This is a genomic window from Streptomyces sp. NPDC088730, from assembly GCF_044751215.1.
Classification (GTDB): Bacteria; Actinomycetota; Actinomycetes; order Streptomycetales; family Streptomycetaceae; genus Streptomyces.
The window spans coordinates 1-11751 of sequence record NZ_JBIVLK010000013.1; the positions used below are offsets into that span (position 1 = coordinate 1).

The window sequence follows — 11751 nt, forward strand, 5'->3', positions numbered from 1 at the left end:
TTCCGACTCTATCAGACTCTTTCGTGTCCGATTCCCGGTCGAAGCGGGCCTCGCATTTTCGCTTTCCAGTTCTTCGCTTTCGCGTTTCCCTTTCCAGCGGTTCCAACCTTACCAGACTCTATTTCGTTCCGTTTCCGGTTCGAATTTGAATTCCGGTGGCCGTTGAAGTGGCCTTGCCTTTCGGCTGATCCGACTTTATCAGAACTTCTGAGTCGGAATTTCCATCCTCCGCGGGCGTCACGCGGCGCACGAGTGCGCGCGGTGCTTCCCGGTGAGGCGGAGCCGTAAACGTACTGGAGCGGGGCTCCCCGATGCAAATCGGGGGCCCCGCTCCGGAGTTCGCGCCTGTCGGGGGTCAGACCTCGACGACGACGGGGAGGATCATCGGGCGCCGGCGGTAGGTGTCGGAGACCCACTTGCCCACCGTGCGGCGGACCAGCTGCTGGAGCTGGTGCGGCTCCATCACGCCGTCCTGGGCGGACTTGTTGAGTGCGTCCTGGACCTTCGGTACGACCGCGCTGAACGCCGAATCGTCGATGCCGGAGCCCCGGGCCTGGATGTGGGGGCCGCCCACGATCTTGCCGGAGTTGCTGTCGACCACGATGAAGACGGAGATGATGCCCTCGTCGCCCAGGATGCGGCGGTCCTTGAGGGAGGTCTCGGTGACGTCGCCGACCGAAAGGCCGTCGACGTACACATAGCCCGCCTGGACCTTGCCGACGATCTTGGCCTTGCCGTCGATCAGGTCGACCACCACGCCGTCCTCGGCGATGACGATGTGGTCCTTCGGTACGCCGGTGAGGGCGCCCAGCTCGGCGTTGGCCCTGAGGTGGCGCCATTCGCCGTGGACCGGCATCAGGTTCTTCGGCTTGCAGATGTTGTAGAAGTACAGCAGCTCGCCGGCCGAGGCGTGGCCCGAGACGTGGACCTTGGCGTTGCCCTTGTGGACGACGTTGGCGCCCCAGCGGGTGAGGCCGTTGATCACGCGGTAGACCGCGTTCTCGTTGCCCGGGATCAGCGACGACGCGAGGATGACGGTGTCGCCCTGGACGATCCGGATCTGGTGATCGCGGTTGGCCATCCGGGACAGGGCCGCCATCGGCTCGCCCTGTGAACCCGTGCAGACCAGCACGACCTCGTCGTCCGGCAGATCGTCGAGGGTCTTGACGTCGACGACGAGACCCGCGGGAACCTTCAGGTAGCCGAGATCACGGGCGATGCCCATGTTCCGGACCATCGACCGTCCGACGAAAGCGACCCGGCGGCCGTATTCGTGGGCCGTGTCGAGGATCTGCTGGATGCGGTGCACATGACTGGCGAAGCTCGCCACGATGATGCGCTTCTGGGCATTGGCGAAGACCGTGCGCAGGACGTTCGAGATGTCCCGCTCCGGCGGTACGAAGCCGGGCACCTCCGCGTTCGTCGAGTCGGAAAGCAGCAGGTCGATGCCCTCCTCGCTCAGCCGCGCGAAGGCGTGCAGGTCGGTGAGGCGGCCGTCCAGCGGAAGCTGGTCCATCTTGAAGTCACCGGTGGCGACGGCCATGCCCGCGGGGGTGCGGATGGCGACCGCGAGGGCGTCCGGGATGGAGTGGTTGACCGCGATGAACTCGCAGTCGAAGACGCCGATGCGCTCGCGCTGGCCCTCCGTGACCTCAAGGGTGTACGGACGGATGCGGTGCTCCTGGAGCTTCGCCTCGATGAGCGCGAGGGTCAGCTTGGAGCCGATCAGCGGGATGTCCGGCTTCAGGCGCAGCAGATACGGGACACCACCGATGTGGTCCTCGTGGCCGTGCGTGAGGACGATGCCCTCGACGTCGTCGAGGCGGTCCCGGATCGTCGTGAAGTCCGGAAGGATCAGGTCGATTCCGGGCTGCTCCTCCTCGGGGAAGAGGACACCGCAGTCGACGATGAGCAGGCGGCCGCCGTACTCGAAGACCGTCATGTTGCGGCCGATTTCGCCGAGGCCACCGAGCGGGGTGACCCGCAGGCCGCCCTTCGGGAGCTTCGGCGGGGTGCCGAGTTCAGGATGCGGATGACTCAAAAGACTCTCCTTACCACACGCGCCACGTACCGCTTGGGCACGTGGCGCGCATGTCAATCGTGCACTTGCTGTTGTCTTGGGGTGTTGCCCTCTTGCGAGGTTTCTTCGCGTATTCAGTTGTGAAGTCTGTGGTTACAGCTGTACCCCACCGGCGGCGAGATCGATCTTGAGCTGTGCCGTTTCGTGTGCGGAGAGTTCGACCAGGGGGAGGCGCAGCGGGCCCGCGGGGAGGCCCTGGAGGGTCAGCGCGGCCTTGGTGGTGATCACACCCTGGGTACGGAACATGCCGGTGAAGACGGGGAGCAGCTTCTGGTGGATCTCCGTGGCCTTCTGGACGTCGCCGCCGAGGAAGGCCTCCACGAGGGCCCGCAGGTCGGGGGTGACGACGTGGCCGACGACGGAGACGAGGCCGACCGCGCCGACCGAGAGGAGCGGGAGGTTCAGCATGTCGTCGCCCGAGTACCAGGCGAGGCCCGACTGGGCGATGGCCCAGCTGGCCCGGCCGAGGTCGCCCTTGGCGTCCTTGTTGGCCACGATGCGCGGGTGCTCCGCGAGCCTCACGAGCGTCTCTGTGTCGATCGGCACACCGCTGCGGCCGGGAATGTCGTAGAGCATCACCGGCAGGCCGGTGGTGTCCGCGATCGCCGTGAAGTGCCGCAGCAGGCCCTCCTGCGGCGGCTTGTTGTAGTACGGCGTCACGGCGAGGAGGCCGTGTGCGCCGGTCCGCTCGGCCGTGCGGGCGAGCTCGACGCTGTGGCGGGTGTCGTTGGTGCCGATGCCGGCGACGACGTGCGCCCGGTCTCCCACTGCTTCAAGCACAGCCCTTACGAGCTGGTCTTTCTCCGCGTCGCTGGTGGTCGGGGACTCGCCGGTGGTCCCGTTGATGATCAGGCCGTCGTTGCCTGCGTCCACCAGATGGGTGGCGAGCCGCTGGGCGCCGTCGAGGTCGAGTGCGCCGTCCGCCGTGAAGGGCGTGACCATAGCGGTGAGGACCCGCCCGAAGGGGGTCTGCGGAGTGGAGATCGGAGCCATGGGTAACACGCTACTCGTTGCTCGGCGCCCGGTGTCCCCTCGGGGGGACAAGCGATAGGAGCCCGGCACTGCCTGCTCGGGGGTTCAAGCAGTGCCGGGTCCGTTTGATCAGCCTAGATGAACTTCACGAAACGCCGCAATACGGACACCGCCTATGGGGCGACGCGTCCATTCTTGTTGAAGGCTGCATGGGTGAGCGGCATGAGCTCAGCCCAGTGCGCCTCCATCCGCTCTCCGACCATCTCGATCTCGCGCTGCGGGAAGGACGGGACCTTCGCCAGTTCGTGCTGGGTGCGCAGGCCGAGGAAGTGCATCAGCGAGCGGGCGTTGCACGTGGCGTACATCGAGGAGAACAGCCCGACCGGGAGAACCGCACGGGCCACTTCGCGGGCGACGCCCGCCGCGAGCATCTCCTGGTACGCCTCGTACGCCTGGCGGTAGGAGTCCTCCATGACGCGGCCCGTGAGCTCCTGCTGGGCCTCGGTGCCCTCGACGAACTCGTACTTGCCGGGACGGCCCTGCTGGACGAGCTTGCGGGACTCCCCCGGTACGTAGAAGAGCGGCTCCAGCTCCCTGTAGCGGCCCGATTCCTCGTTGTACGACCAGCCGACGCGGTGCCGCATGAACTCGCGGAAGACGAAGATCGGGGCGCTGATGAAGAACGTCATCGAGTTGTGCTCGAACGGGCTGCCGTGCCGGTCCCGCATCAGGTAGTTGATGAGCCCCTTGGAGCGCTCAGGATCCTTGGTGACCTCCTCCAGCGACTGCTCGCCGGCCGTGGAGACACGGGCGGCGAAGAGCACATCGGAGTCACCTGCGGCATGTTTCACCAGGTCAACGGTGACATCACTGCGGAAGCTGGGCTTTGCGGGCTCGGGGGTCTCGGTCACCGGCGGGGTCCTTCCAATGGCGTCGCTCGGGCGGCGCCCACTCTACGGGCCGCCACTGACAACGCGGTCGGCACCGCCCTTTCGAGGATTCTTTCGACCAATTCGGCGATTCGGGGCACCGATCGGGCCCGCCGTGCGTCTGACTCAGTAGCACCACCTGCTACAGAGTTCAAGGAGAGTTACCTCATGTTCCGCCGGCGTGAAGCCGTCCCGTTCTCGTTCGTGGCCGAGGCCGACCGATTCCGCAGCAACGTCACACCGCCTCCCCGGGAGCGCACCACCCTCTCCGAGCTGGCGGCCCGCGGCCTCGTCGGGTTCGCCGTGATCGCCGGCCTCGCCGGATCACTGCTGCTCGGCCTTCCGGCCCTGGCACCCGATCAGTCGTCGTCGCACAGCCAGCAGACCGAGGCAGCACCGGGGCACTGACTCGTACGGGCCCCCTGGGGTGGTACGCCCTGCCACCCCCTCGGTAGCCTCACCGGGCACAGCAATCGAGCGTGCTTGTGAGTGAGGATCAGTCGTGCCCCTGCCCTTCCTGACGGCCGACCGCGCGTTTGACGCGAGCGCTGAGGATGTAGCGCTGCCGTTCGACGACCACGACAGCTGGCGGCGTCCCTACCGCCCCGGACCGTGGCGGGTCGCGGCTGCGGCCACCCTTCTGCTGCTCGCCTCGTTCATCCTGTTCGCGGGGATGGTCATCGCCTTCGCCGGAGCCGTGCCCGGCGCGGGTGCCTGTCTGGCGCTCGCCCTCGCGGTGATCATCTGCGCCCTGCGGATGCTGCGGATCGGCGCCTGGGTGAGCCGGCACGGCGTGCGCCGCGTCGGCTTCTTCCGGACGACGACCGTGCCGTGGAACCGCGCCACGGAGGTCCGTACGGTGCAGCAGCCGGTGAAGTGGCTCGGCTTCCCCCGGACGGTTCAGGGCCAGGCCCTGATCGTCGTGCGCCGGGGTGGCGACGCGGTGCCGCCGCTGCTCACGGACTCCAACGCGGACTTCCTGACGCGGAGCGAGGCGTTTGACCGGGCCGCCGACACGATTGAGGCCTGGGGGGACGAGTACCGGCAGCACTAGGGCCTTGTGGCCTTGCCGTCCGGCGACCGGGGGTGTCTCCCTCAGTCGCCGGGCGGCTTTTCTGTGTCCTCAATCGCCGGACGGGCTCAAAAGATCGTCCTCAAACGCCGGACGGGCTTGAAGTGCCGGAGGCACCTGAGGGGCCTGTCCGGTCTGAGGTCCCCGACAAGCTTGAAGAGCCGGAGGCACCTGAGGCACCTGTCCGGTCTGGAGTCCCCGACAAGCTTGAAGAGCCGGAGGCACCTGAGGCACCTGTCGGGTCTGGAGTCCCTGACGGGCTTGGAGTGCCGGAGGCACCTGAGGGGCCTGTCCGGTCTGAGGTCCCCGACAAGCTTGAAGAGCCGGAGGCACCTGAGGCACCTGTCCGGTCCGGAGTCCCCGACGGGCTTGGAGTGACTGGCGTGGTTGTCGGGCTTGACGGGGCTGTGGTGGTGCTGTGCAGGGTGATGGCCCGTTGCATGGCCTTGCGGGCCCGGGGAGTGTCCCGGGCGTCCTGGTAGGCGACTGCCAGGCGGAACCAGCAGCGCCAGTCGTCCGGGGTGTCCTCCGTCTCCGCCTGGCGGCGCGCGAAGGCCGCGTCGGCGGCGTCGCGGTCGATGCGGCCGCTCGGGGTGCGGGCCAGGTCGTCGACCGGCAGCCCGCCCTCGGCGTCGAGCTCCGCGGCCAGGGCGTTGGCCCGCCGGACGAACTGGGTGTTCTTCCAGAGGAACCAGATGCCGATCAGCGGCAGGATCAGCACCGCGACCCCGAAGGTCACCGTGAGGAGCGTGCCGTGCCGGATGAGCAGGATGCCTCGGCTGCCGGCCAGGACGAAGTAGAAGACCAGGACGGCGGCGGTGACGGTGTACGTGATCTTTGCGCGCATGGCGGTGGGCTCAGTCAGTTCAGGTCGAGGAAGTTTTCCAGGCCGAACGTGAGGCCCGGAGTGGTCACCACCCGGCGGGTACCGAGCAGGATGCCCGGCATGAAGCTGCTGTGGTGCAGCGAATCGTGCCGGATGGTGAGGGTCTCGCCCTCGCTACCGAGCAGCACCTCCTGGTGGGCGAGGAGGCCGCGGAGCCGGACCGAGTGGACCGGAATCCCGTCGACGTCCGCTCCGCGCGCCCCGTCCAGCGCCGTGCTGGTGGCGTCCGGCTGGGGTGCGCTGCCCGCGTCGCGGCGGGCGGCGGCGATGAGCTGGGCGGTGCGGGCGGCGGTGCCGGAGGGGGCGTCGGCCTTGTTCGGGTGGTGGAGCTCGATCACCTCGACCGACTCGAAGTAGCGCGCGGCCTGCTGCGCGAACTTCATCGTGAGGACCGCGCCGATGGAGAAGTTGGGCGCGATGAGCACGCCGGTCTCCGGCGAGCCGGAGAGCCAGGTGTTCAGCCGCGCGAGCCGTTCGTCGGTCCAGCCGGTGGTGCCGACCACCGCGTGGATGCCGTGCCGGACGCAGAAGTCGAGGTTCTCCATCACCGAGGCGGGGGTGGTGAGCTCGACGACTGCCTGGGCGCCGGTGTCCGTGAGGGTCTCCAGCTTGTCGCCGCGGCCGAGTGCGGCCACCAGCTCCATGTCCTCCGCGGCCTCGACAGCTCGTACCGCCTCGGAGCCGATACGGCCCCTGGCACCGAGAACGGCTACGCGCAGCTTGCTCATGCTTACTTCTTTCGGGTGACTAGGCCACTGATTCGTGGAGGCGGTCGGCCTGCTTGTCCTTGAGCGGGCCGATGACCGACAGCGAGGGGCGGTGTCCGAGGACCTCGCCCGCCACCGCCCGGACATCGTCCGGGGTGACCTGTGCGATGCGGGCCAGCATGTCGTCGACCGACATCTGCTCGCCCCAGCACAGTTCGCTCTTGCCGATGCGGTTCATCAGCGCGCCGGTGTCCTCCAGGCCGAGGACCGTGGATCCGGAGAGCTGGCCGATGGCCCGGCCGATCTCGTCGTCGTCCAGTCCGTCCGACGCGACTCGGTCGAGCTCCTCGCGGCAGATCTTGAGGACGTCGTGCACCTGGCTGGGCCGGCAGCCCGCGTACACCCCGAAGAGGCCGCAGTCCGCGAAGCCCGAGGTGTACGAGTACACGCTGTAGGCGAGACCGCGCTTCTCCCGTACCTCCTGGAAGAGGCGGGAGCTCATTCCGCCGCCGAGGGCAGTGTTGAGTACCCCGAGTGCCCAGCGGCGCTCGTCGGTGCGGGCCAGTCCCGGCATGCCGAGGACGACGTGGGCCTGCTCGGTCTTGCGGTTGATCAGGTCGACCCGGCCCGCGGTGCGCAGCGTGCGGGAGCCCGCCCGGGGCGCCACCGGGGTGGCGTCGGTGCGGGAGAGCGCGCCGGCCCGCTCGAAGGCCCTGCGGACCTGGCGTACGACCGTGGCGTGGTCGACGTTGCCGGCGGCGGCGACGACGAGGTGCGTCGGGTCGTAGTGCTTCTTGTAGAAGCGGGCGATCTGGCCGCGGCTCAGGGCGTTGACCGTGTCGACCGTGCCGAGGACCGGGCGTCCCAGGGGGGTGTCGCCGAGCATGGTGTGCGCGAACAGGTCGTGCACGCAGTCGCCCGGGTCGTCCTCCGTCATGGCGATCTCCTCAAGGATGACGCCGCGCTCGGCGTCGACGTCCTCGGGGGCGATCAGGGAGCCGGTCAGCATGTCGCAGACGACATCGATGGCCAGCGGCAGGTCCGTGTCGAGGACCCGTGCGTAGTAGCAGGTGTACTCCTTCGCCGTGAAGGCGTTCATCTCGCCGCCGACCGCGTCGATGGCGGAGGAGATGTCCAGGGCGCTGCGGGTGCCGGTGCCCTTGAAGAGGAGGTGTTCGAGGTAGTGCGTCGCGCCGTTCAGGGTCGGGGTCTCGTCGCGTGATCCGACGTTGGCCCAGATCCCGAAGGTGGCGGAGCGTACGGAGGGCAGGGTCTCGGTGACGATGCGCAGGCCGCCGGGGAGGACCGTGCGGCGGACCGTGCCGATGCCGTTGCTGCCCTTGAGAAGCGTTTGGGTACGGGCGACGGCCCGCGCCTCCGAAGAGGTGCGGGCCGTCGTCACGGAACTACGGGACGTCACTTGGCGGCGTCGTCCTTCTTCTCGTCCTCTTCACCCTCGACGACCGGGATCAGCGAGAGCTTGCCGCGGGAGTCGATCTCGGCGATCTCGACCTGGACCTTGGCGCCGACGGCGAGCACGTCCTCGACGTTCTCCACGCGCTTGCCACCGGCGAGCTTGCGGATCTGCGAGATGTGCAGCAGGCCGTCCTTGCCGGGCATCAGGGAGACGAACGCACCGAAGGTGGTGGTCTTGACGACCGTACCCAGGTAGCGCTCGCCGACCTCCGGCATGGTCGGGTTGGCGATCGCGTTGATCGTGGCGCGCGCGGCCTCGGCCTGCGAGCCCTGCTGGGCACCGATGTAGATGGTGCCGTCGTCCTCGATCGTGATGTCGGCGCCGGTGTCCTCCTGGATCTGGTTGATCATCTTGCCCTTGGGGCCGATGACCTCACCGATCTTGTCCACCGGGATCTTGACGGTGATGATCCGCGGGGCGTTCGGGGACATCTCGTCCGGGACGTCGATGGCCTCGTTCATCACATCGAGGATGTGGAGGCGGGCGTCACGGGCCTGCTTCAGCGCGGCGGCCAGGACCGAGGCGGGGATGCCGTCGAGCTTGGTGTCGAGCTGGAGCGCGGTCACGAACTGCTTCGTACCGGCGACCTTGAAGTCCATGTCACCGAACGCGTCCTCCGCACCGAGGATGTCGGTGAGGGCGACGTAGTGGGTCTTGCCGTCGATCTCCTGCGAGATCAGGCCCATGGCGATACCGGCGACGGCGGCCTTGAGGGGCACACCGGCGTTCAGCAGGGACATGGTGGAGGCGCAGACCGAGCCCATGGACGTCGAGCCGTTGGAGCCCAGCGCCTCGGAGACCTGGCGGATCGCGTAGGGGAACTCCTCGCGCGACGGCAGCACCGGCACGATGGCGCGCTCGGCGAGCGCGCCGTGGCCGATCTCGCGGCGCTTGGGCGAACCCACCCGGCCGGTCTCACCGACGGAGTACGGCGGGAAGTTGTAGTTGTGCATGTAGCGCTTGCGGGTCACCGGGGAGAGGGTGTCCAGCTGCTGCTCCATGCGGAGCATGTTGAGGGTGGTGACGCCCAGGATCTGGGTCTCGCCACGCTCGAACAGCGCCGAGCCGTGCACGCGCGGGATGGCCTCGACCTCGGCGGCGAGCGTACGGATGTCCGTGACGCCGCGGCCGTCGATGCGGACCTTGTCCTTGATGACGCGCTCGCGGACCAGCTTCTTGGTCAGCGCGCGGTAGGCACCGGAGATCTCCTTCTCGCGGCCCTCGAAGGCCGGGAGGAGCTTCTCGCCCGCGATCTCCTTGATGCGGTCGAGCTCCGCCTCGCGGTCCTGCTTGCCGGCGATGGTGAGTGCCTTGGCGAGCTCGGTGCTGACGGCCTTGGTGAGCGCCTCCAGGACGTCGTCCTGGTAGTCGAGGAAGACCGGGAACTCGCCGGTGGGCTTGGCAGCCTTGGCGGCGAGGTCCGACTGGGCCTTGCAGAGCGACTTGATGAAGGGCTTCGCGGCTTCCAGACCGGCGGCGACGACCTCTTCGGTCGGGGCCTCCGCGCCGTCCTTGACGAGCTGGATGGTCTTCTCGGTGGCCTCGGCCTCGACCATCATGATCGCGACGTCGCCGTCCTCCAGGACGCGACCGGCGACGACCATGTCGAAGACGGCGTCCTCAAGCTCGGTGTGCGTCGGAAAGGCGACCCACTGGCCCTTGATCAGGGCGACGCGGGTGGCGCCGATGGGGCCGGAGAAGGGCAGGCCCGCCAGGATCGTCGAGGCGGAGGCGGCGTTGATCGCGACCACGTCGTACAGGTGGTCGGGGTTGAGCGCCATGATCGTCTCGACGATCTGGATCTCGTTGCGCAGGCCCTTCTTGAAGGAGGGGCGCAGCGGGCGGTCGATCAGGCGGCAGGTGAGGATCGCGTCCTCGGAGGGGCGGCCCTCCCGGCGGAAGAAGGAGCCGGGGATCTTGCCTGCGGCGTACTGCCGCTCCTCGACGTCCACCGTGAGGGGGAAGAAGTCGAGCTGGTCCTTGGGCCGCTTGGAAGCGGTGGTGGCCGACAGCACCATGGTGTCGTCGTCCAGGTACGCGACGGCGGAGCCGGCGGCCTGCTTGGCCAGGCGGCCCGTCTCGAAGCGGATGGTGCGGGTGCCGAAGGTTCCGTTGTCGATAACGGCCTCGGCGTAGTGGGTCTCGTTCTCCACTAGTGTTTTCTCCATACTCGTCGTCTTTCGTCCTGTCGCCCGTGTGGCGCAGGACGGTGCGGAGAGGCGCACCGTGTGTGCGGGGCCGGTCTTCGATCGAAGCTCCCGGGCGTTGTCCCGGGGGCCACTACCGAGGACCGGCGGCGGCCGTGGGGCGCCTCTCCTCGTCTGGTGTTGTACGTCCAGGTTACTGAGCTTGACCCCAGTCCCGCACGTACGGCAAAGGGAGCGGCCCCATGGATACGGGCACCGCTCCCTTTCACAGCGTCTTTACTTGGCGCCGCCGGCCGCGCCACGGCGGATGCCGAGGCGGTCGACGAGCGCACGGAAGCGCTGGATGTCCTTCTTGGCCAGGTACTGCAGAAGGCGGCGACGCTGGCCGACCAGGATCAGCAGACCACGACGGGAGTGGTGGTCGTGCTTGTGCGTCTTGAGGTGCTCCGTGAGGTCCGAGATGCGGCGGGAGAGCATGGCCACCTGAACCTCGGGGGAACCGGTGTCGCCCTCCTTCTGCGCGAACTCGGTCATGATCTGCTTCTTCGTAGCGGCGTCGAGCGGCACGCGGTACTCCTCTAGGTGTTCGATGCGCCCACGAGTGCCCCTGGTCTTGATCTCAGGGGAGCTTGCGTGACTCGGGAGCGAAGGTCCGATGAGCGCAGTTCCCAGAACGAACCGGGAACGCGTACACAAACGGCCACAGCCAGACTACCAGCCGCCCGGAGCGCACCCGACGGGAGCGCGGATCCGGACCGCGCGCTGCGGAATCCCGGACCGGGCCCCCCGCCCGTTCCGGGCCTGTACGGTGCCGTGCAGAGCCACCGTACGGAGAGGAACCCTTGACGATGGGCACGCAGGCGGAGAAGGACGAGCTGTACGCACTCGACATCTCGGGGGTGGAATGGCTGAGTGCGCCCGGCACCGAGGATGCCGAGGAGCGCGTCGAGATCGCACATCTGCCCGGCGGGGCGGTGGCGATGAGGTCCTCGCTGGATCCCGAGACCGTACTGCGCTACACGGAGGCCGAGTGGCGCGCCTTCGTACTGGGTGCCCGGGACGGCGAGTTCGACCTCAAGTAGCGGAGCGGAGCGGAGCGCCGGTACAAGGGGCACGACGGGACCCGGACCCGGACTCGGCCGCTGCCGCGGTGGGCACGTCGCGGTGGGCACGGGTCGCGGTGGGCACAGTGGGCACGTTCAGATGGACGTGCCCACCGTCGTGTGCGAAATGTTCAGGTTTCCCTGCGTAGATGCGCCCGTTTGATCGCATCTCCCTTCACTCTCTGCCGTACTCAGTTCACTTGGGGGCAGTACCTGACGTAGGGGACAGTGCCCGGGGTGCCGGACGGCCTGCCGTACGGGGCCCGATGACGATTAGGGTGGGTCCGGACGCGGCAGAAGAACCTGCGGGCAGGCAACGCGCGTTACAGGGGGAGAGCCGGGCGGTTCGCACTATGGGAACGGTCGCCCCCACCCACC

At 68.2% G+C, this 11751-nt stretch carries 10 protein-coding genes and 1 pseudogene; 3 read left to right on the top strand and 8 right to left on the bottom strand.

What is annotated here, in order from left to right; genetic code table 11:
* Window positions 1–355: 355 nt before the first annotated feature.
* From ACIP89_RS29525 to thyX, 3 genes are all read right to left on the bottom strand, one after another.
* Window positions 356–2041 carry a ribonuclease J gene (locus ACIP89_RS29525; RefSeq protein ID WP_371775832.1) on the bottom strand — a complete coding sequence of 562 codons (1686 nt, stop codon included), beginning with the start codon at window positions 2039–2041 and terminating at the stop codon, window positions 356–358.
* Between the two features lie 132 nt (window positions 2042–2173).
* Window positions 2174–3073, bottom strand: a complete 900-nt coding sequence (gene dapA, locus ACIP89_RS29530) for a 4-hydroxy-tetrahydrodipicolinate synthase (protein WP_073739187.1) — start codon at window positions 3071–3073, stop codon at window positions 2174–2176.
* A gap of 152 nt (window positions 3074–3225) precedes the next feature.
* The gene (gene thyX, locus ACIP89_RS29535; RefSeq protein WP_402117602.1) at window positions 3226–3963 is read right to left on the bottom strand and encodes an FAD-dependent thymidylate synthase; all 738 of its coding nucleotides are present in this window, start codon (window positions 3961–3963) and stop codon (window positions 3226–3228) included.
* Between the two features lie 186 nt (window positions 3964–4149).
* On the opposite strand from thyX, the gene ACIP89_RS29540 reads away from it, so the two are divergent.
* The gene (locus ACIP89_RS29540) at window positions 4150–4389 is read left to right on the top strand and encodes a hypothetical protein (RefSeq protein ID WP_401931884.1); all 240 of its coding nucleotides are present in this window, start codon (window positions 4150–4152) and stop codon (window positions 4387–4389) included.
* A 94-nt stretch (window positions 4390–4483) separates the two neighbouring features.
* Entirely contained in the window at window positions 4484–5035 is a 552-nt protein-coding gene (locus tag ACIP89_RS29545) for a hypothetical protein (RefSeq protein WP_401932268.1), read from the top strand.
* Between the two features lie 394 nt (window positions 5036–5429).
* Here the strand turns inward: ACIP89_RS29545 and ACIP89_RS29550 are convergent.
* The 5 genes and pseudogenes from ACIP89_RS29550 to rpsO form a co-directional block, all read right to left on the bottom strand.
* A pseudogene (locus ACIP89_RS29550) lies at window positions 5430–5900 on the bottom strand (hypothetical protein); the annotation flags it as partial.
* A 14-nt stretch (window positions 5901–5914) separates the two neighbouring features.
* Window positions 5915–6667, bottom strand: a complete 753-nt coding sequence (dapB, locus tag ACIP89_RS29555) for a 4-hydroxy-tetrahydrodipicolinate reductase (RefSeq protein ID WP_401932265.1) — start codon at window positions 6665–6667, stop codon at window positions 5915–5917.
* 19 nt (window positions 6668–6686) lie between these two features.
* The gene (locus ACIP89_RS29560; protein ID WP_401932262.1) at window positions 6687–8066 is read right to left on the bottom strand and encodes a M16 family metallopeptidase; all 1380 of its coding nucleotides are present in this window, start codon (window positions 8064–8066) and stop codon (window positions 6687–6689) included.
* On the bottom strand, window positions 8063–10276 hold the full coding sequence (locus tag ACIP89_RS29565) for a polyribonucleotide nucleotidyltransferase (protein WP_073739180.1): 2214 nt from the start codon (window positions 10274–10276) through the stop codon (window positions 8063–8065). Before ACIP89_RS29565 ends, ACIP89_RS29560 begins: the two co-directional genes overlap by 4 nt.
* Window positions 10277–10546: 270 nt before the next feature.
* On the bottom strand, window positions 10547–10837 hold the full coding sequence (rpsO, locus tag ACIP89_RS29570) for a 30S ribosomal protein S15 (protein ID WP_018551846.1): 291 nt from the start codon (window positions 10835–10837) through the stop codon (window positions 10547–10549).
* A gap of 281 nt (window positions 10838–11118) precedes the next feature.
* On the opposite strand from rpsO, the gene ACIP89_RS29575 reads away from it, so the two are divergent.
* Window positions 11119–11352: a DUF397 domain-containing protein gene (locus ACIP89_RS29575; RefSeq protein WP_073739179.1), complete on the top strand. Its 234-nt coding sequence runs from the start codon at window positions 11119–11121 to the stop codon at window positions 11350–11352.
* Window positions 11353–11751: the final 399 nt, after the last annotated feature.